A 22,012-nucleotide genomic window follows, 5' to 3' on the forward strand; every position below is an offset into this window, starting at 1 on the left:
ACACATCAGATACTATTACGCACTGAAATGAATAAAAGAGATAGAGGAAAATATAGGTAGTCTAAAAGAAAAATATCCTGCTGCTGATAGCAATCTTCAGCAGCAGGATATTGATTATAGAGAGTCTGGCGGCCTTGATGTTACAGCTGTCCCCCATTTTTTATTAGGTTGAGGGCCCATCGTAAATTCAAGCTCACCACCGTTTAAAATATCGCTATGTGTGATATAAGTTTTGTTATAACTCTTTCCGTTCAGTTTTACGGATTGTATATATAGATTTGCTTTCCCGGCATTTTTAGCGGTCATTGTAAATGTCTTATTATTTTCCAGGTGAATAACAGCTTTTGATAATAAAGGAGAACCGATCGCATAAATTCCACTGGCAGGATTCACAGGATAAAAACCCATTGAACTAAAAATATACCAGGCACTCATTTGTCCGCAATCGTCATTTCCCGAGTATCCCGAGAAGGAATTATTATACAGCTCATTCATCACCTGTGTTACATAAGCCTGTGTTTTCCAGGGCTGGCCAGCGTAATCATACAAATAGGCGGTATGGTGACTGGGTTCGTTACCATGTGCATACTGACCAATAAAACCGGAAGAGTTTTCATTAACGGCACCGGGAGCATCTTTTAGCGTGAAGAACTTATCCAGTTTCGCTGTAAATTTAAGGTCACCACCCATCATGGAAATCATACCCTGAACATCCTGCGGTACATACCACAGATATTGCCAGGCGTTTCCTTCAGTATAAGGGCTGTTGCCATTCGCGCCATAGGTGAGCGGATCAAAAGGTGCAATCCAGTTTCCTTTATCATCTTTCCCTCTAAAGAAACCGGTCTTTTGATCATACACATTTTTATAGAACATCGCTCTTTTCATAAAATGGTTATAATCCTCAGTTTTACCCAATTTCTTTGCCAGCTGGGCTACACACCAATCGTCGTAAGAAGTTTCAAGGGTAACAGAAACAGATTGCGACTCCAGGTTTTCTGGAATATATTGATATTTCTCCCAGATATCGAAAGGAGAGTTCAGGTGGTTACGTGTGGAAGAAACTTTCACTGCCTCATAAGCTTTTTGCAGGTCGAACCCTTTCATTCCCTTCAGGGCTGCATCAACAATTACGGGAATAGCATGATTACCGATCATACAATAATCTTCTACGCCCCAAAGCTGCCAGATAGGGAGGAAACCATAGGTGTCGTATTGCGCAAGCATGCTATTGATAAACTTGATGGAACGATCTGGCTGGATCAGCGTATATAATGGATGGGCTGCACGGTAAGTATCCCACAATGAAAAAGTAGAATAGTGCGTTTTATCAGGTGAATTGTGCACTGTATAATCGGTAGCCAGGTAATCGCCATTTACATCGGCCATATTGTTAGGCTGTGTAAAAGCGTGGTACATCCCGGTATAAAAGATCTCCTTTTGCACCTGGGTGCCCGCCACAGAAATAGACGACAGTTCCTTTTCCCATTTACTGTTTGTTTCTTTTACGATATGATCGAAATCCCAATCAGGAATTTCCGTTTTCAAGTTTAACCTTGCATTTTCAACACTAACGGCCGACAAGCCAATTTTAACCAGAAGCTGGTTCCCGGCACTGGTATCAAAGTTAAGTGCGGCCTTCAGGTTTTTTCCATCTACCATATCGGCATTCTCATACTCACCTTGTTCAGTGGTCATTTTGGTCGATACAATAGCTTTTGAGAACTCGGCAGTAAAATATATCTTTCTCATACTTGCCCATCCGGTGATGATACGGTATCCTTCAATCGTGTGATCGTTAACCATACGTATCTGCGCATCCAGTATCTTACTCTTCCAGTAATTCGTTTTACTCATGGAGTGGTTCAGGTCAATAATTACATGACCTGGCGTATTGGCGGGATAAGTATACCGATGAAAACCTGCATGTTCTGTAGCAGTCAATTCTACATTAGTATCATAATCCAGCAGTTTAACCTGGTAATAACCCGGTTTGGCAGATTCATGCTGATGATCATAACGGGAGCTGTATCCGCTTCCCGGTTTTTTCACGTCTCCGGGAACAGTTTTGATGGTTCCTGTAGTAGGTATAAAAAGAATATCAAACAGATCAGAAATTCCAGTGCCACTTAAATGGGTATGGGTAAAACCTACGATGGTATGGTCATTGTAATTGTAACCTGAGGCCGGTGAATCGGGATCTACCTGGGTATCCGGGCTCACCTGTACCAGTCCGAATGGTGCTGTAGCACCGGGAAAATTACTGCCCGATAAACTGGATTGATTAATGGTTCCGGTTCCTATAAAAGGATTCACATAAGTGGTTAGGGGTTTATCCTGTCCACAGGCCAGAAGGCCGGATAAAAATGCGGGTAAAAATAACAGGTGACTTTTTTTTAACATGGTTGATCTGTAAAATAATTAAGCTTGATAGATTACGACAGGCAAGATATATCTTCTTTTAAGATATTTTCAAGTTTGATAGTATTATGTTACAGCTAACCTTTGTTTTATCTCACTTCAAAAGTAAAATATTCGCTTCCTGCATCTCCATTTGCAGTAATTCCCTGTATTACGCCCACATATTTCCCTGCCCTGTCGGAAGTGTAAAATGAAACTGCATCCTCTGTGTTTATCTCAGGGCTCCAGTACAATAAATTTCTGAAGTCGGGTATACGACTTGCGGCTTGCGCTGCCGTATCGTATACAGGCGAATAAAATTCCCTGTTTAACTGTAGTCCTTCATAATCAAGCACAACCGCATGCGGGTCGAGTTCCACACCGCCCAAATCGCCTTTATAAGTCGTAAAACTAAACACCCCCTGTTCTGCAGACGGCCCATAATAGTATGAAAATGGCATCACTTCCAGCTTTTTAACTTTCAGCGGGTCAACAGTCATGACCTTATCCATGCTAAAAACAGGAATACCGTCAAGCAAGACCAGCGGATCACCAAATAAAAACCCAACACCTGAAAGTACTTTGATATGAAATTTACCTTTCGTCTTTACAATATTATCTTCTTTAACATATTCACGCAAATCCTCTTCCATGGTTGTAAATCTTGTAAAATCGTCCAGCTTGTAAACGCTGGAAGGTTTACCATAAAAAGCAGTGCTGTCAACTACCTGGTCAGAAAACTTCCGTATGTGGTTACCTGAATAAATATTCATCACCTGCACGCCCAGGCTATGTTCCTGAATTGCGGTTAGCTGCCCCTGAGAAATACTAAACTTAGGCAGTTCGGCAGAGGAATGCTGATCAGAAAATGGTGATAAAACCTCAATCCGATAGGTACTGTCAATCAATGAATTTGTCTGGACAATAATTTCATTCGGCCCGTAAAAGTCTCTCGTATTGTATAACAAATTACCTGATGAATCACTTTTTGAAGTATATAACTGTACCCTTTTCCCCGGAACCCCCAAATAGGTAAGTATATTTTTAGCCGGGAGGTTCGTCACTATATTAACTATTTTCGCCGTAATCAGATGCCCGGTATATTCAGGTAAATAGGTAAACGATACGGGCTTATTTGCCAGAATATTGGCCCAATTAAACCTTCTCCATCCCTGGGTAAGCATTAGATTATCCAGAGCTTCATTAACATCGGCACCTGAGTTTTTGAAATAATATTCAGGAGATTCTACAATGCCTTTCAGTTCTGAGCTTAACCATAAATAATTGAATATATTCCCCGGATCTAAACTTTGCAGAGAGTCAACACGATAAACCGCCATAGATAGTTCAGCATCAGCCGCCTTTCCTGCCAGATCTTTTGCCATCACCCTTACATTTACTTTCTTTCGCAGGTTATATTCCTGCTGATCGGTATTGGCCGCAATCAGCAATTGCTGTACTGGTTTTTTAAAGTATAACCTTTCACAAACAGGCTGTTTTGCCTCATCAAAAACAGTAAATTGTGAAATCCCTTCGCCAAGTGAATTTTTACTGATTGTAAAATGAGCCATTCCGTTCACCAGCGTCTCACTCCGGGCAGCCTTTATTGCCTGCCTGGTATGGGCAAAAAGGTAAACATTGCCCTCCTTATTACCTGCGCTGGTTACTGTTACGTTCAGCTGTCCGGATCCATTGTCTTCTAATTTCATGACATAACCCTGCTGGCTAACTTCCGGTAAGTCCTGAATAATTTTAGTACTACCCATTCTGACAACAGCCTTATAAACAGTATTTGGAGCAGGGGTAAAAATAAAACTGCCCATTCCAAACCTAAGAGCATTAAAACGTGCTACAGTATCATTTCGCTGATTAACAATGGCACCCGTTACCGCCACTCCGCTTCCGTTCTGCCCCGTAGCTTTAAAAGCTACTTTACTGGTTATCCCATTAACTAAATTACCGCCTTCGGGAAAAAACTGGATATGAAAAGCAGCTGTACTTTCTTTAACCGGGGCATCCGGACTTTTTAATGGATTGATCAGTGTAATCTTTTTTACAAAATAGGCATCAGGGCTAAAGTTTTTCATCCAGTTGGTATAAGCCCTGAACTGATAATTACCGTTTATAACCGTAACAGGGATATACACAGACCCGCTGCCCATACCATTTTTGAGGCTCACCTTTGTTTGTATTACAGCATTTTGGTGCTCATCTAAAATATCGACATACAATACTTTACTTAGGTTAAGCGGTTTATGATCATTTTCATCCACGGCGTAAGCTTTAAACCATAAAACTTCACCTGGCAGATATTTATCCTTATCCGTATGAACAAATATTTTTTCCTCGATGGTACGATGGTTATAAGTACTAAAACCAGCCTGTACCTGTTGTATAACCTGGGCCTTTGCGCTTAATAAGAGCAATGAAAAAGCGAAAGTTAACAGTGTGAGCTTAATGTATGCCATTATTTTTCTCATGACCAAAAATCATTTAATTCAATTATAGTTTACTATTTATTCATTCAGCAGCCGGCTATTTCCAATAAGCAGGCTGAGTTTTAGTACCTCTGATGGTGCAATCCACACATTCATTACTTGAAGCAATAAATCCGCTTCCAGCACTTGGGCCCTTTTCCACAACAAATGGAACTATTGGTATATTTAAAGTTGGTAAAGGAATTAAATTATTTGCAACTGCCGGATAACCAGACCCAGGACTTGCATAATAGGTTGTGTCCTGCTCACAATCATATGGATAAACTGTTTTCCAGTTAGAAGGCAGCTGACTGTTAGCAATAAAAACCCTTTTGGTTTGAACCTGAGAGGCACTGATATATCCAATCACTATTTCTGATGCATTGGCCACATTATGTATATTCCCGTTGATATTAGAGGGTTGTGCATCAAATATACTCCCCAGCTGTTCGGTATTCTTTTTTAGGTTTACCCAGAAATTATAGGCATCGCTGCTTAATGCATATTGTCTTAGCATGATACTATATTTTGTTTCCAATTTTTCGGCCGTAGACGGAATAAATATAATGGGTGCCTGATTGATCACATCCTGGGTTAATTTGGCTGATGACCCTAAAAGTATAGTACTTGAAGTATCAGTATTGAAGCAATCATATACTTGTTTGTCTGCAGGACGCGGGATAATTTCTTTACCATCAGACATATATAAGGACAAGTATTTTGAATGGAACTGCCATGTTTCAGTATATTCCCAGCGGTAATAATGGGTATTGTTATTCGGGTCGTGTGTATTGGTATATAATTGCAGACCATTACCTGTGGCAATGGACCCAATACTATCAATTGGCGGGGTAATCTGTGCACTAACAAAATCTGAAATATACTCCTGATTGTCAGCCGTTTTAATTCTCAAATGATATTTTTTAGTTATATTGAGATTTAAACCCACTACTGTATAATATCCCCTTCTGATCTCATTTAAAGTATAAATATCATTTTTATCGCTTTCCACAGTTATAGCAGCGCCGGCCAACGGATTTTTAGTGACCACAGCAGATACATTAACCGTACGGCTCAATTTAATGATCGTAGAATCCGCTCCGATATTAATTACCCCTTCTACCACCAAATAGCTGTTAGTTGAGGTAACCGCAGCAGGAGTATAAGGCTTTTTACAACTGAAAAAGCTGCCAAGTAAAAGACCAAAAACAATTATTTGCAAGTATTTCATTTTAAACATTTCGCATCAGATTTTATTTTCTTCAAATGGCTCATTTCCAAAAAGCAGGCTGAGGTTTAACACCTCTGGTTGTACAATCTGCACACTCTCTGCCTGAGGATAAATATCCTGTCCCTGCACTCTGTCCTGTTATGATTTTAAATGGATCTATTGGTATTTGCGTGCTGCCTAAAGGAATTAAAAAAGCTGCTACCTGATTAAACCCTGTTGGATTGCTTTTACCTGCTGTACCCGGGGCTGTAAAATAAGTTGTATCTACCAGACAGTCATAGGGATAAACGGTTTTCCATGAAACTGGCAATTGACTATTGGAAATAAAGATCCTTTTAGTTTGAACCAGGCAAGCGCTGATATAACCAATTACTACTTCTGATGAATTGGATATATTACGTATGTTTCCATTAATATTTGAGGGCTGGGCATCAAATATACTACCCAACTGTTCTGTGTTTTTTTTCAGATTTACCCAGAAATTATAAGCATCACTGCTGAGCGCGTACTGCCGTAGCAGGATACTATATTTGGTTTCAATTTTCTCAGCAGTTGAAGGAATAAATACAATTGGGGCCTGACTGATTACGTCCTGTGTCAGTTTAGCAGATGAACCCAAAAGTATCGTACTTGAGGTATCATTTGCAAAACATGAATACACAGATTGATCCGCAGACCTTGGTACAATCTCAGTTCCGTTAGTCACATAATTCGACATATACTTTGCATGGAACTGCCAGGTCTCATTATATTCCCAGCGGTAGTAATGCGTATTGTTATTTGGGTCATGCGTATTGGTATACAATTGCAGGCCAGCACTTGTTGCAGTAGAACCAATACTATCAATTGGCGGGGTAACCTGTGCGCTTACAAAATCTGAAAGGTATTCCTGGTTATCAGCAGTTTTGATTCTCAAATGATACTTTTTAGCGGTATTGAGATTTAAGCCCACCACGCCATAATATCCCCTCCTGATCTCGTTTAAAGGGTAAATATCATTCTGGTCACTTTCTACAGTAATTGCTGCTCCTGCCACCTGATTTTTAGTGACCACAGCAGAAATGTTAACGGTACGGCTCAGTTGAATTATCGTAGAATCTGCTCCAATATTAATTACCCCCTCTACTACCAGATAACTATTAGTTGAGGTAACAGCAGGAGGAGCATATGGCTTTTTACAGCTGAGTATACCAGCGGGCAAAAGACAAAAAGCAGCTATTTTTAAATATTTCATCATAAACATTATCCTATAAACAATTCAATTTTCTGCCCATTCATTTCCAAACTTCCTGATGTGTCTGGTTCCTCTCAAGAACTATTTGCCAGGGTGACTGCCGCCGGCACATCCATATGACCACCCTGAAATGTTTCATGTTAAAACCTTATATTATAATTAATAAAAGGGATCGGATTTGCAAAAACAGACAGCTTATACCCGCTGATCACACCGCTTTGTTCCGTAAAGAAGGTTGAATAAGCATTTTGACGACCTGTTAAATTATATACCCCTACATTCCATGTATTATGAGTACGCTGGTGCACCCTATGGTTTCCTTCTATGTTCAAAGAAAAATCCGATCTGAAATAATCCGGAATCCTGTAAGCATTCCTGTCAGAATATAACACCCGATCAGAACCACCATACTCATACTTGGCAATAGGCAATGTGATTGGCCTCCCGGTACTGTAAGTCATGTCTAACGATACACTGTAACGGTGTGTGAAACGATAATTACCGGTGAAATTAAAGATATTCGGCTTATCATAATTCGCCGCATAATAATTTCCTTTGTTGATCAGTTCCCCGGCATTGGGATCATCCTGTTTCAGGAAGGTACGGGAATAGGTATAACTTATAAATCCGTTTAGCTTACCAGTAGTTTTTTTTAGCAAAAATTCAGCCCCGTAAGCTTTTCCCTGTGTATTGATCACATCCTGTTCCACATGCTGATTTAACAATAGTACTGCCCCGCTTTTGTAATCCAGGTAATTTCTTAAACGTTTGTAATACACCTCAACAGACATCTCTATCGTGTTGGATTTAGAATTGTTAAATATCCCGAGGGAAACCTGGTCGCCGTGTTCCGGCTTGATATTAGGGTCGCTTAATTTATATACATCAGTTGGAGATATGGAGGTAGAGTTGGTAAGCAGGTGAATAAATTGATGCAAAGTATTGTAACCTGCTTTCAGTGATAAATTATCATTTAGCATATAACGCGCGGACAACCTGAAATCAGGCGCCTGATAAGTATGAATGATCTTTCCGCTCTTGTAGGTTGTGCTGTCAAGCACAGTTGCAGGTCCCTTAGGAAGATTTGGCGCATAATTATCAATCGTTTGTGGCCCCAGGTAACTATAAATATTATATCTCACCCCTGCGCTAACAGAAAATTTATCCGTCACATCATATTTATCTCCTATATATACCGCGCTTTCCAGTGCTTTTTCAGTAGGCACTATCTGTTGTGCAACCAGTGAGGCTGTGCCGACAGGGTCAAAAGTACCAGGATCAATTTTATACAGGATAGAGCTTACACCAAAGCTGATGGTGTGTTTTGGACTCAGTAAATAAGTGAAATCCGCCCTAAAGTTATTCTGAGCAATATGGTAACCCAAGTCGAACGCATTAACTGCATTGGCACTGCTCGAAATTGAGTATTGGTACCTGTCAATACCTGCACTGATCACACTATACAATTTGTCGTTGTAATTATGCTTCCATTTTAAAACCAGGTTTTTATTACTGTAAGCATAGGCCGTATCGCTGTTCAGTTTAAATTTATCGTTACTGAGGTATCCGGTTAGATAGAGGTTATTTTTATCGTCTATCTGATGACTGATACCCAGGTTAAAATCGTTAAAAGAGGCAGAACTATGTTTATAAGCTTCTGGCAATAAATGTAGCAGCCAATCGGAGTAAGAAGTACGTGCGCCAAAGATAAAGGACGTCTTATCACTCACAATAGGCCCTTCCAGATTTAACCTTCCGGTGAGTAAGCCTACCCCAATAGAACCGGTAAAATTCTTTTTATTACCCTCCCGGTTGGTGATTTCCAGAACCGACGATAAACGACCTCCGAATTTCTCCGGGATACTGCTTTTATATAACTGTATATCTTTTACCAGATCAGGATTAAAGGCGGCAAAAAAACCAAAAAAGTGAGCGGGGTTATATATGGTTGCACCATCGAGCAGGATCAGATTTTCATCGGCTGCCCCACCGCGTACATTAAAACCTGTTGTAGCTTCACCAACCGAAGTGACTCCTGGAAGTGTTAACACTGCTTTTAATACATCTGCTTCGCCAAAAACAGCAGGAATTTCTTTGATAGTTTTAATATCTAACTTTGTTGTACCCATTTGGGTACTTCTTACATTGGCGATTTTATCACCTGATATTTTAACTTCCTTTAAACTATTGATCTGTTCCTGAACTTCAATATTCAATTTTCCATCTGTGTATAAATTGATCTGCCGCCTGGTATCGCGCATTCCCATGGCCCTGATATTTAAGATATGTTTTCCGCGAGGCAATGTCATCGTAAAATAGCCAAACTGATCAGTCGACACGCCGGTTTTGGGCTCCCCAATAAAAATCCTGGAGCCCGCAACCCCTTCCCCAGATTTAATATCACGTATATAACCGCTCAAAATAGCATTACCACTCAATGGTTCATTTGTTTTTATACCTATCTGATAAACCTTATTTTCTGTAGTTGCATCCGGCATCTTTTTGTCCTTCTCTTCATTGTACTCGGCAATAACAACATTTGGCCTGTGTACCGGTATTTTTCCTGGTGTATTTGCTACCATGAAACCAAGTGCCAGCTCCGTGACTACCGCTCTCCCCTTCGTTAGAAAAACCTGCCGGGAAGAAACAGAAAAATGAAAATCAGTATTTCTGAAAGCCTTCTCCAGAACGGTATCCAGCGGCTGATTGTTAACTTGCAGGGTGATTTTTAAACTATCAAACTGACTGGCATCATAATAAAAATGAAGATCGGTTTTTGACTCAATATCACTCACAAACTGTGCAATAGTAGCTTGCTGAAAATTCCCACTGATTAATTTCGCATTGTTTTGCTGGGCAAAACCTACTTGCAAAATAAAAAGGAAGCAGAAACTTAATAAGTAGATTTTTATCATATTTAGTTGGCTAAATGGTCATAGTAGGAAGAGATTTTAACAATGACATCTTCAGGATCTTTCCGAAATTTCAGTTTGTTAGTATTAACATAATGCTGAAGTTCTTGTCTCCTGTCTTTTAAAACATCCAGCAGATCTGATAAACTGCCAATGTTATAATAGACATTGTTCTTTTTAATATAAAAATCTTTTGAAGAAGTGAAATGCTGCTCAATGTCCTGGAAATACTCCTGAATCCCTTTTGACCGTTTAACCAAGGTTTCTATTTTACCTGAATAAACCTCATCGTAAAATCCTGATTTCATCCCTGCTTTATTATTCGTCAGGGTGTCAGACTGGATATTAATAAAGTGGTGGTTAAGGTAATCAAAGCTTTTTACCCTATCATTGATCAGTGAACACATCGTGTTTTGATCATATAAAAGGATAACCAGCTTATTGCCGTAAACATCATAGATCATCGGTATATCTGTGTATAATGTATGATCATAAACAACAGATCCTTTAGAAAAGGCATCGGTTTCCTGAAAATAAGCACTTCCCCTTGTTCCGGCATCATAAAAATCATAATGACGGCCATTGTAAATAGGCAACTGGGCCCCCAGGGAAGCATTAAAAAACTTGATTACGCCATTTAAAGCAGTTTGATGTGCACTGCTATCCGAAGAGGTTTGAGAGAAAGATTTTTTACTGATAATAGTGAATAAAAAAAAGCATATCGCTGATATGAAAGCATATTTCCTCATAAATTCAGGTAAAAAATAGAGTAGGCGTTAACAATAGTTAAAAACAGATACTTTATTTACTGAATAAAGTAAATTATGTTTTACAGGTGAAACTTACCACTTTATTTCAATAAAAACTATATAATTCATCATTAAATAAGTTATAACTATTAAAATAACTTATTCTTTAACAATCCGTTAATCCACAATGAAACCTTTTGAAGTGAAATAGGATTCTCTGTTTTGCTATTCTGGCTACATTCACTCAAGGCACCTGTAGTTCCATGTTTAAAAAGATGACTTAAACCGGTCAAAGGTTCAATTGTAAATTTTGTGTTACCAGTTTTTTCAGAAACAACTATTCTGACCACGTTGCCAAAGGCAATCTTTAATTAAACAATTATGGCCGAGCTTAGCATTTCCCGAAACAAAAAAGAAACACCAAAAGTAGATTTAACCGCAATGGTAGATCTTGCATTTCTACTGATTACCTTCTTTATGTTAACCACGTCGTTAGCTAAACCTATTGCTATGAATATCGTTAAACCAGAGGAGTCGGACGAGTTGCTCGATCTGGCGGCATGCAAAACCATGACCATCATATTGGGAAAACACGACAGGGTAGCCTGATATCTGGGTATTCCCCGAGAAAGCCAGCCTGTTATTGAAGATTATCGTCAAATAAGACAATCTATTTTAAGAAACAAATTACAGGTGAGTGCCGCAAATCACAATGATATTAAAAAATCATTGAGCATCATTATCAAACCTACCTCAGGCGCATCTTACAAAAACTTTGTCGACATTATGGATGAACTGAATATCACCAAAATCATCACCGCCCCGGCTATTGATGACAGTCATATCACTGATATTGAAAAGACCTTCATGAAACAAAATCAAATTCTATAATTAAGGATAAACCTTCACCACCGCTTTGCTGCTAATATCCGAATGGTTGATTAGACAGTAAAGAATAAAATCCAAGATTATAATTCATTGCATAATTTAACTTGGTTTAGCAAAAACATACACCTGTAAAGTTATTTGCCGGATTTACAAAATTGTCAGCTGAGCAGCTGACTGTAAAAAGAAATGGCATGAATTTTTTTTCACTTTGAGAACGTTTAAAATAGAACAAATATGGATCTGACTAAATTATCTCTTTAAAATGATTTAGCAAAACAATATTAAATATTGGTAAATGATGTCTAAACAACGAAACTTTAATCAAAATTTAATGCTAACTAAATTTTCATGGTTTCAAACCCAAACTTACCGTGTCATGACTAAAGCGAGGCAGGAAAACCTCGTTAAATAAGGCCAAAAACTACAATGAGAATATAAAAGATGCTCTTTCTCAACAAATTGGATCAAAAGTTTGTAAATATGATAAAATTGATCTTTCTTTAGAATAGCATCGCCTAAAACACATAATCACCGTAACAATATCAATGCAGTTGACACACAAACAGGATGTTAATAAAAATGTTACCCAAACCATTATTTGTTTTACACACCTTTACACCATGCCTCTCATAATTGGGATGAATTAAATAATGAACATATAAATTATCTCTTTAAAAATACACAGTAAAGATTTATTTATTAAAAATGCTAAATAGCGTATTTTAATGGCGAACAACTTTTTTGAAGACGGTAAATCCCGTCTCTTTTTACTTACCGGAAGTTTGATTTTTTTATCTCTGATCTCACAGGCCCAAGTTAAAAAGACAGCTAATGTGAACTCTCCGGTAACCGTTCCGGATACTTCCAAAAGTTTATTTATGTCTGTAAACCCACAAGACAGCAATAAACAATCTTTAACACTCAGACAATGTATAGAATATGCACTGGTTCATCAGCCGGCGCTAAACAGATCGTTAGTAAATGAGAGTATTACCAGGGAAACAAATAAGGTAAACCTTGCGGCCTGGTTGCCACAGGTAAGTGCATCGGGCAACTTACTGCACTATATTCAATTACCTAGCAACAGCAGCACATTGAATACCGGATCAAATATTGGAGGAACAAGTACTGCTATATCCACAAAGGGACAAAGCATATCCAATACATTTATTCCAGGTGTAACCGCTTCACAGGCAATCTTCAGCCCGAATCTATTATTGGTAGCTAAAACTGCTCCGCTATATGTTACCCAGGCACAACAGGTCACAGACAGCACCAAAATATTCCTGGTAACAGCGGTAAGCAAATCATTTTATAATGTATTGCTTACCCTGGAGCAAATTAATGTTTTAAAGGAAGACACTACGCGTTTGGGTCAGAACCTTCGTGATACTTACCATCAGTATAAAGGTGGTATTGTTGATGAAACTGATTATGAAGAAGCAGATATAACTTTAAACAATTCAAAGGCACAACTTAGACAGGCTACGTTAAATGTTAGCCCTCAATATGCCGATTTAAAACAATTGATGGGTTATTCGCCAGAAAAGGAATTTAACGTAAGTTTCGACACCTTAGAAATGGCAAGGAACATACACATCGATACACTTGAGCAACTGCAATATGAAAAACGTATTGAATTTAAACAGATCGCTACGAATAAACAGTTGCAAACACAGCTGATAAAGTATTACAAATATGCCTTTATGCCTACCCTATCGGCTTTTTATAATTATAATCTGGCTTTTGAAAACAACAAGTTATCTGATATATTCAACAACTCTTATCCCAACTCTTTAGTCGGGCTGACATTCAGCATACCTATTTTTACAGGATTCGCCAGAACGCATAGTGTCAGGAAAGCAAAGCTGCAGGAGCAACTGCTCAACCTGGATGAAATAGACCTGAAATCGCAGATATTTAAGGAGTACACTACTTCATTGGCCAATTATAAAGGCAACTACTATAACCTGCAGTTATTGCAGAAAAATGTAAACACGGCAAAACGTGTATACTTTGTAGTCAACTTACAATACAAACAGGGAATTGTACCCTATCTGAATGTAATTACTGCAGAATCAAATTTGATTTCATCAGAAATAAGCTATATAAACGCCCTTTTCCAGGTACTGTCTAACAAAGTAGACCTGCAGAAAGCTATGGGAAATATCACCTATTAATAATATTAAAACAAACCCCCTCGATGAATAGAGTATCATTAAATATCATCTTTTTAAGTTGTCTTATGCTCGGCGCCTGCAAGAAAAAGATGCCGCCTGAAAGTCCGGAAGTCCCTGTAAATTTAATGCAGGTAAACGAACAAAGTGTTTTATATTATGACAAGTATCCGTCAACAACCCAGGCCTTAAGCCAGGTAGTCCTTTTACCACAGGTACAGGGTGCCATTACAGGGATATTCTTTACAGAGGGAAGTCATGTAACTAAAGGACAAAAGTTATATGAAATAGACACACGTATATACAAAGCTAATTATGATGCGGCAATAGCCAACCTGAGAGTTGCTCAGGGTACTTTGACGCAATCGCAGCAAGATGCCGACAGATATGAATATCTGAATAAATATAATGCAGTAGCCAAACAATCTTATGACCATGCGGTAATTACCCTGCAAAATTCAAAGAACCTGGTAAGATCTGCTGAAGAAGCTGTTAAAAGTGCCAAAACTAATTTAAACTATGCCGTAGTAACCGCACCATTTAGCGGTCAGATAGGCTTTAGTGATGTGAAATTGGGAAATGTAGTTTCCGTGGGTACTACTCAACTCAATACCATTTCTACAGATGGCCCTATGGCAGTAGATTTTGTGGTTAACGAAAAACAACTGCCCCATTTTGAAGAACTGCAGCGCACTTCAAAAAGCGCACCTGATTCATTGTTCACGATTTTGCTGGCAGATAACTCCCTGTACCCTTACACAGGAAAGATCAGCATTATTGACAGGGCGGTAGATTCTCAAACAGGATCTATCCGTGTCAGACTGGTATTCCCTAACCCTAAAAATATGCTGAAAGTAGGAATGAGCTGTGTGGTAAGGGTGCATAACCAGGATACCAAACCTCAGATCATATTGCCGGGCAGAGCAGTTACAGAGCAAATGGGAGAATATTTTGTGTTTGTAGCTAAAGACAGTGTAATTAAAGATACTTCCGCTAAAAGCGATAAAGCAAAGTCAGACCCGAAAGCAAACCAGCCTAAACTGGTAGCCGTTCAGAAAAAGGTAATGACAGGACAGACCATCGGACCAAATGTAGTAATCAAAGGCGGCATCAAAACCGGTGATAAAATAGTGGTTGACGGCGTACAGGCTTTACATGACGGCTCACTCATCACCACAGAAAACAAGGTAGCACCTACAGTGGGCAAAGGACATTAAGAATAAGATATGATTGCTAATACCTTTATTAAACGACCTGTAACCGCAATAGTAATATCTATTGTACTGGTGATTACCGGTACCGTAAGTATTTTGCTGTTGCCAATAGATCAATACCCGGATATCACACCACCTATTGTACAGGTTAATGGTCAGTTTACCGGTGCCGATGCGCAGACTGTTGAACAGACAGTTGCCATTCCTATTGAAGAACAGGTAAACGGAACTCCAGGCATGGAATATATGCAGAGTAACAGTACCAATAACGGCCTGATGTCAATGAACGTAACGTTCAAAATCGGAACCGATATTGATGTTGCTGCGTTAGATGTACAAAACAGGGTAAGTATCGCCACCCCTTTATTGCCTGCTGTAGTAAGCAAGCTGGGCCTCACCGTGCGTGCGGTAAATCCAAGTATGCTGATGATGGTGGCCCTTTACGCCCCAAAAGGGACGCATAACATTACCTTTTTAGATAACTACACTAACATATTTATACAGGATGCATTACTTCGCGTACCAGGAGTAGGCAGTATTAACCGCTTTACTGATGACTTCAGTATGCGGGTATGGATGAACCCCGAAAAGATGGCTGCTTACAGCTTAACCCCTTCGGACGTCATCGCTGCGCTAAATGCCCAGAACGTGCAGGTAGCTGCAGGAACGGCTGGTGTACCTCCTCAGTCGTCCAGTCAGACTTATGAATTGGGTATCCTGGTAAACGGACGTTTAAGTAAGGTCTCTGAATTTGAAAATATCATTGTAAAAACTGTTCCTTCAACAGGCGCATTGATTTACATGAAAGATATTGCAAGGGTAGAACTTGGAAAGTTCACTTTCTCCAGTAACTCTTTTGTAGATGGAAAGCGTGCATCTTACCTGCAGATTTACCAGGCTCCGGGTAGTAATGCACTCGAGACTGCTAAAGGTGTATATGATCAGCTGGCCAAGTTAAAGCAAAGTTTTCCCGCAGACGTAGAGTATAGTGTTCCCTTTGAGTCGGTAACAGTAGTAAAGGTATCCATGCAGGATGTATTGGTTACTTTACTCGAAACACTGGCCCTGGTAGCCGTGGTAGTATACCTCTTCCTCCAGAATGTACGCTCTACCCTGATTCCTGTACTGGCTATCCCAGTATCTATTTTTGGTACGTTTTGCTTATTTATCCCCTTAGGTTTTACCATCAATACCCTAACCATGTTTGGTTTTGTACTGGCAATTGGTATTGTGGTGGATGATGCGATTATCGTGGTAGAAGCTGTACAACATTATATCGACCATGATCATATGTCGCCCAAGGAGGCAACATACAAGGCCATGAAAGATATCTCTGCACCAGTAATTGCAATTGCATTGATTCTGGCGGCAGTGTTTGTGCCGGTAGGTTTTATACCGGGTATAGTAGGCCGCTTGTATCAGCAGTTTGCTATCACCATTGCGATATCGGTAATGATTTCTGCTTTCATCGCCTTGTCACTGACACCTGCATTGTGTACGTTAATGCTAAAACCAACAGATCCTGAAAAAACAAACTCAGGTATCAATAAGTATTTTACCAAGTTTAACAATTGGTTTCAGCGTGTTACAGACAAGTATACTAACGGTGTAAACAATAGTATTAAAGGAGCAAGATATATTATTATTTTACTCGTTTGTATTTGTGCCGGTACTTATTTCCTATTCTTAAAAAAACCAACCGGATTTATCCCTTCTGAGGATGACGGAAACTTATACGTTACTTTCCAGTTGCCGGCAGGTTCTTCTACTGTTGCCTCTGTTGACGTGATGAAGAGACTGATGAAGGTGATCGGCTCTACTCCTGGTGTTGGCCATTATGCGGCCCTATCCGGATTAAACGTAGTTACCAATGCAAGTAATTCCAATAACGGTACCATCTATTGCCAGCTGAAACCATGGGATGAACGTAGCAAATCCAGTGAACAGGTACCAGAACTGGTAGGTGTATTAAAAAAACGAATTGAGGACGCCGGCATTAAAGATGCAAATGTAGAAGTTATACAGCCTTCGCCTTTACCGGGTGTAGGATCTACTGTAGGTTTCAGCATGCAGATAGAACAACGCAATACGACCGACAATCTACAGGATTTTGAAAAAGTAGTTAACAAGTTTATAGCCGAAGCCAATAAAAATCCGGCTATCACTAAAGCCTATAGTTTCTATTCTGCCCATACCCCTACTTATAATTTAAAGGTAGACCGCGAGAAGTGCGAAAAATTAGGTATCAATATCGCGGATGTGTTTACTACGATCCAGGCTTATATGGGTAGTTTGTATATCAATGACTTCACCACTTATAACCGTACCTTCCACGTAGTAGTACAGGCCGATACCGCATTCCGTACTAAAATACAGGATATGAACAAGTATTATGTACGTAATTCGGCACTGCAAATGGTTCCGCTGGGTACACTGATCAGTTATGAGCCTACCCAGGCATCACCGCTGATCTCCCACTTTAACATTTTCAGAACTGCCGAAATTGATGGTTCTTCTTCAGAAGGATATAGCAGCAGCCAGTCGCTGGCAGCTTTACAGGAAATCGCCAAGAAAACGTTACCTGAAGGTTATGCATATGAGTTCTCCGGATTAAGTTATGAAGAGCAGAAAGCAGGTTCTACGACCATCTATATTTTCATGTTCTCCATTACTTTCGTTTTCCTTTTCCTTGCTGCCTTATACGAAAGCTGGTCGGTACCTTTCTCCGTACTGCTTGCGGTTCCGGTAGGTGCATTTGGAGCGATAGTTGCCCTGATGCTGGTGCCAGACCTGACAGATAACGTTTATGCACAAATAGGACTGATCACTTTAATCGGACTTGCGGCAAAGAATGCGATCCTTATTGTTGAGTTTGCCAAGGTGAGGGTAGATATGGGTGAAGAACTGATCAAGTCGACCTTAGAAGCAGTTAGCCTGCGTTTACGACCAATTATCATGACTTCCATGGCATTTATCCTGGGAGTATTGCCGTTAGTGTTTGCTACCGGAGCAGGTGCAGTATCCAGAAGAACAATTGGTTTAACCGTATTGGGCGGGATGCTTGCCGCCTCTACCATCGCCATATTTATTGTGCCGGTACTATACGTGCTGATCACCCGTTTTTCATATGGTGCAGAAAGATTGCAATGGTTGCAGGATCACCGCGATGAGCTGAAAGAAAAAGCCGAAAAAGTTGAGGCTCAGAGTATGGATGCTGAATTAGAGTACGAGATTGAAAAATCACGTGACCTGAATAAAACTGATAAAGCATGATCGCAAATACATTTATTAAAAGACCGGTAACAGCGATCGTTATATCGTTGGTATTGATGATCACAGGATTAATCTGTTTGAATAATCTTGCTGTTGATCAGTATCCGGACATTACACCACCCACAGTATCTGTTAGCGGTTCTTATACAGGTGCAGATGCGGAAACCGTGGAGCAAACAGTTGTTACCCCTATTGAAGAACAGGTAAACGGTACGCCTGGTATGGAATACATGCAAAGTACCAGTACCAATAGTGGTGGTATGAACGTAAAGGTGACTTTCAATATTGGCACCAATGTTCATATTTCTGCCCTGAATGTTCAAAACAGGGTAGGTATTGCTTCTCCGCTCCTGCCTGCGGTAGTGAGTAAACTGGGGCTAACCGTGCGTGCACGTAACCCTGATATGTTGCTGATGATAGCGATCTATGCACCAAAAGGCTCGCATAATATTACCTTCCTGGATAATTACACCAACGTTTTTATTGAAGATGCGCTGTTGCGTGTTCCCGGCGTTGGTGATGTGAATACGCGTACAGATAATTTCAGTATGCGCGTATGGATGAACCCGGATAAGATGGCCTCTTATGGCTTAACGCCGGCCGATATCAGCGCCGCCTTAAACGCGCAAAATGTTTATGTTGCAGCAGGTGCTTCCGGTGCACCGCCACAACAGAACTCACAAAGTTTTGAAACTGGCATCCTGGTTAACGGCATGCTGAGCAAGGTACCGGAATACGAGAAAATTATTGTTAAAACCATCCCTTCCACAGGACAGCTGGTTTACCTGAAGGATGTAGCCAGGATTGAACTGGGCAAGTTTACATTTTCAAGTAACAGTTTTGTAGACGGACACAGGGCTTCTATTCTTCAGATCTATCAGACACCCGGCAGTAATGCGCTGGAAACAGCAGATAATGTGTATGCCGAACTGGCAAGGCTTAAGAAGGCCTTTCCGGCCGACGTAGATTATAAAGTACCTTTTGAATCGGTAACGATTATTAAAACATCTATAGATGAAGTGGTTGGTACTTTGGTAAAAGCACTGGCACTGGTAGCTATAGTGGTATTTTTGTTCCTTCAAAACTGGCGCTCTACCCTGATCCCTATTCTGGCGATACCAGTATCCATTTTATCTACTTTCTGCTTTTTTATCCCACTGGGCTTTACCATCAATACACTAACAATGTTTGGTTTTGTACTGGCGATAGGAATCGTGGTGGATGATGCTATTATCGTCGTCGAGGCCGTACAGCATTATATCGATGAACAGCACATGACCCCTAAGGAGGCCACTTACCACGCTATGAAAGAGATTTCCGGGCCGGTAATAGCGATTGCCCTCATCCTGGCTTCTGTATTCGTTCCTGTAGGTTTTGTCCCAGGTATTGTAGGCAGGTTATATCAGCAATTCGCGATTACCATTGCTATATCGGTGATTATCTCCTCTTTCATTGCCCTGTCTTTGACCCCGGCATTGTGTACGCTGCTGCTCAAACCAACTGATCACGACAAAAAGCAAAATTTACTGGACAAGTTCTTTACCTGGTTTAATAACTGGTTTGAGCGGATAACCTATAAATATTCAAACGGTGTAAAAAGCAGTATCAAACATGCGAGGTATATCGTTATCCTGCTGATTTGTATTTGTGCCGGCACCATCATGCTGTTTAAGAAAAAGCCATCAGGATTTGTGCCTTCTGAAGATGACGGGCGTTTATATGTTACCTATCAAATGCCTGAAGCCTCGTCAACTTCCCAGTCGGTTGAGTTAATGACTAAGTTAATGAAAATCGTGGGAGAAACGCCTGGTGTAAACCATTATACGGCACTATCCGGCTTTAACATCCTTAATGGTGGGGCAAATTCCAATAACGGAAGTATATTTGTCATGCTTAAACCCTGGGATGTACGTACCACAAGGGAAACGCGTGTTCCCGGTATCATGAAAGTCCTTAAGGAAAAAATTGCGAAAGCAGGACTGAAAAATGCAAGTATCGTAGTGATCCCCCCTCCTCCCATTCGTGGTATAGGGCAGGCTGCTGGCTTTAGTATGCAGATAGAACAGGGAAATGCAACAGATGATATACACACTTTTGAAAAAGTAGTTAACAAGTTTGTTGCGGATGCCCATAAAATTCCGGCAACTGCTGGTGCCTTTAGTTATTTCTCTGCACATACACCAAGTTACGACCTGACGGTTGACCGTGAAAAATGCGAGAAGATGGGCGTGAGTATATCGGATGTATTCAGTACAATGCAGGCCTATATGGGTAGTATTTTTGTGAACAACTTCACGTTATATAACCGTACTTACCATGTGGTGATCCAGGCAGATACTGCCTACCGTGCACTGATTAACAATATGGATAAATATTATGTCCGTAATCAGGCAGGCACGATGCTTCCGCTGAGTTCATTGATCACCTATAAACCAACTGTAGCAGCACCCTTAATCACGCACTTTAACATTTTCCGCTCTGCGGAAGTAGACGGTGCTATTCCTGAGGGATACAGTTCAGGACAGTCTATAGATGCACTTAAACAATTAGCACTTACTTCCTTACCGAGGGGTTATACGATTGAGTTTTCAGGACTGAGTTATGAAGAGCTCAAGGCGGGCTCCACGACGGTCTATATTTTTATTTTCTCCATCACCTTTGTGTTCCTGTTCCTGGCGGCGCTATATGAAAGCTGGTCGGTACCATTTTCGGTGATGCTAGCCGTTCCAATCAGTGCTTTTGGCGCTATCCTGGCCCTAACCTGTATTCCACTGCTGACCAATAATGTGTATGCACAAATAGGACTGATCACGTTAATCGGGCTGTCTGCAAAAAATGCAATCCTGATTGTAGAATTTGCCAAGCTAAGGGTAGACCGCGGAGAAGAGCTGGTAGCATCTACCATTGACGCTGTACGTTTACGTTTAAGGCCTATTATCATGACTTCCCTGGCCTTTATATTGGGTGTACTACCTTTGGTAGTTGCTACAGGGGCAGGTGCAGTATCACGTAACACCATTGGTATTACGGTAATGGGCGGGATGATTGCTTCATCCACTATTTCCATCTTTATTGTTCCTGTTCTCTTTGTCTTATTTACCCGCTTGTCTTATGGTAAAAAAGAATTACAATGGCTGCAGGACCACCACGAAGAACTGGTAGAAAAAGCCAGAAAAGTAGAAGAGCAACTCATCGATCCGGAACTGGAGTATGATATCGCGCAGGCTAAGGCCGAACACGATGTGACTAAGGCAAAACGTGAAGAAGACAAAGACATCAAAAAAGAAGAAAATCAGGGAGATCAACCAGAGCAGCCTTAACATCATACTGCTCCGCTAACTTCAATAAAATGCAACTCAAATTGTTGCTTAAAAAGAGGATTTCTATACGCTGCCCAAAAAAATAATAATTCGGGGTTGCGTATGGAGATCCTCTTTTTGCTTTTTGCTAGCGGCTA

Annotated in this window: 12 protein-coding genes; 6 read left to right on the forward strand and 6 right to left on the reverse strand. The window is 40.3% G+C overall.

The window, feature by feature from the left end:
* Nucleotides 1-114: 114 nt before the first annotated feature.
* From GSQ84_RS26770 to GSQ84_RS26795, 6 genes are all read right to left on the reverse strand, one after another.
* Nucleotides 115-2,403, reverse strand: coding sequence for a GH92 family glycosyl hydrolase (locus GSQ84_RS26770; RefSeq protein WP_158800465.1), 2,289 nt, complete (start codon nt 2,401-2,403; stop codon nt 115-117).
* A 107-nt stretch (nt 2,404-2,510) separates the two neighbouring features.
* Nucleotides 2,511-4,880 (reverse strand): hypothetical protein, encoded by a 2,370-nt coding sequence (locus tag GSQ84_RS26775; RefSeq protein ID WP_216849052.1) that lies wholly within the window; start codon nt 4,878-4,880, stop codon nt 2,511-2,513.
* A 55-nt stretch (nt 4,881-4,935) separates the two neighbouring features.
* Nucleotides 4,936-6,108 (reverse strand): DUF4249 domain-containing protein, encoded by a 1,173-nt coding sequence (locus GSQ84_RS26780; RefSeq protein WP_158800467.1) that lies wholly within the window; start codon nt 6,106-6,108, stop codon nt 4,936-4,938.
* Between the two features lie 40 nt (nt 6,109-6,148).
* Nucleotides 6,149-7,345 carry a DUF4249 domain-containing protein gene (locus tag GSQ84_RS26785; protein ID WP_158800468.1) on the reverse strand — a complete coding sequence of 399 codons (1,197 nt, stop codon included), beginning with the start codon at nt 7,343-7,345 and terminating at the stop codon, nt 6,149-6,151.
* Nucleotides 7,346-7,482: 137 nt separating this feature from the next.
* Complete coding sequence (locus GSQ84_RS26790) at nt 7,483-10,257, reverse strand: TonB-dependent receptor domain-containing protein (RefSeq protein WP_158800469.1); 2,775 nt, start codon at nt 10,255-10,257, stop codon at nt 7,483-7,485.
* Between the two features lie 2 nt (nt 10,258-10,259).
* Complete coding sequence (locus GSQ84_RS26795; protein ID WP_158800470.1) at nt 10,260-11,003, reverse strand: hypothetical protein; 744 nt, start codon at nt 11,001-11,003, stop codon at nt 10,260-10,262.
* Between the two features lie 381 nt (nt 11,004-11,384).
* Between GSQ84_RS26795 and GSQ84_RS28165 the strand changes: the two genes are divergently transcribed.
* From GSQ84_RS28165 to GSQ84_RS26820, 6 genes are all read left to right on the forward strand, one after another.
* Nucleotides 11,385-11,612, forward strand: coding sequence for a biopolymer transporter ExbD (locus GSQ84_RS28165; RefSeq protein WP_254071001.1), 228 nt, complete (start codon nt 11,385-11,387; stop codon nt 11,610-11,612).
* Nucleotides 11,613-11,696: 84 nt separating this feature from the next.
* On the forward strand, nt 11,697-11,894 hold the full coding sequence (locus tag GSQ84_RS28170) for a hypothetical protein (protein ID WP_254071002.1): 198 nt from the start codon (nt 11,697-11,699) through the stop codon (nt 11,892-11,894).
* Between the two features lie 722 nt (nt 11,895-12,616).
* Complete coding sequence (locus GSQ84_RS26805; protein ID WP_158800471.1) at nt 12,617-14,071, forward strand: TolC family protein; 1,455 nt, start codon at nt 12,617-12,619, stop codon at nt 14,069-14,071.
* Between the two features lie 23 nt (nt 14,072-14,094).
* Nucleotides 14,095-15,285 (forward strand): efflux RND transporter periplasmic adaptor subunit, encoded by a 1,191-nt coding sequence (locus GSQ84_RS26810; RefSeq protein ID WP_158800472.1) that lies wholly within the window; start codon nt 14,095-14,097, stop codon nt 15,283-15,285.
* Nucleotides 15,286-15,294: 9 nt separating this feature from the next.
* Nucleotides 15,295-18,555, forward strand: coding sequence for an efflux RND transporter permease subunit (locus GSQ84_RS26815; protein ID WP_158800473.1), 3,261 nt, complete (start codon nt 15,295-15,297; stop codon nt 18,553-18,555).
* Nucleotides 18,552-21,875, forward strand: coding sequence for an efflux RND transporter permease subunit (locus tag GSQ84_RS26820; protein WP_158800474.1), 3,324 nt, complete (start codon nt 18,552-18,554; stop codon nt 21,873-21,875). The genes GSQ84_RS26815 and GSQ84_RS26820 overlap by 4 nt, the downstream gene beginning before the upstream one ends.
* Nucleotides 21,876-22,012: the final 137 nt, after the last annotated feature.

It is taken from the genome of Pedobacter sp. L105 (genome assembly GCF_009765875.1).
Lineage (GTDB): Bacteria > Bacteroidota > Bacteroidia > Sphingobacteriales > Sphingobacteriaceae > Pedobacter.

Excerpts from the sequence above, each read along its gene's own strand:
- GSQ84_RS26775 (WP_216849052.1), bottom strand. The coding sequence starts at position 4,880 with ATGAGAAAAATAATGGCATACATTAAGCTCACACTGTTAACTTTCGCT.
- GSQ84_RS28165 (WP_254071001.1), top strand. The coding sequence starts at position 11,385 with ATGGCCGAGCTTAGCATTTCCCGAAACAAAAAAGAAACACCAAAAGTA.
- GSQ84_RS26770 (WP_158800465.1), bottom strand. The coding sequence starts at position 2,403 with ATGTTAAAAAAAAGTCACCTGTTATTTTTACCCGCATTTTTATCCGGC.
- GSQ84_RS26820 (WP_158800474.1), top strand. The coding sequence starts at position 18,552 with ATGATCGCAAATACATTTATTAAAAGACCGGTAACAGCGATCGTTATA.
- GSQ84_RS26785 (WP_158800468.1), bottom strand. The coding sequence starts at position 7,345 with ATGATGAAATATTTAAAAATAGCTGCTTTTTGTCTTTTGCCCGCTGGT.
- GSQ84_RS26790 (WP_158800469.1), bottom strand. The coding sequence starts at position 10,257 with ATGATAAAAATCTACTTATTAAGTTTCTGCTTCCTTTTTATTTTGCAA.
- GSQ84_RS26815 (WP_158800473.1), top strand. The coding sequence starts at position 15,295 with ATGATTGCTAATACCTTTATTAAACGACCTGTAACCGCAATAGTAATA.
- GSQ84_RS26780 (WP_158800467.1), bottom strand. The coding sequence starts at position 6,108 with ATGAAATACTTGCAAATAATTGTTTTTGGTCTTTTACTTGGCAGCTTT.
- GSQ84_RS26795 (WP_158800470.1), bottom strand. The coding sequence starts at position 11,003 with ATGAGGAAATATGCTTTCATATCAGCGATATGCTTTTTTTTATTCACT.
- GSQ84_RS26810 (WP_158800472.1), top strand. The coding sequence starts at position 14,095 with ATGAATAGAGTATCATTAAATATCATCTTTTTAAGTTGTCTTATGCTC.
- GSQ84_RS26805 (WP_158800471.1), top strand. The coding sequence starts at position 12,617 with ATGGCGAACAACTTTTTTGAAGACGGTAAATCCCGTCTCTTTTTACTT.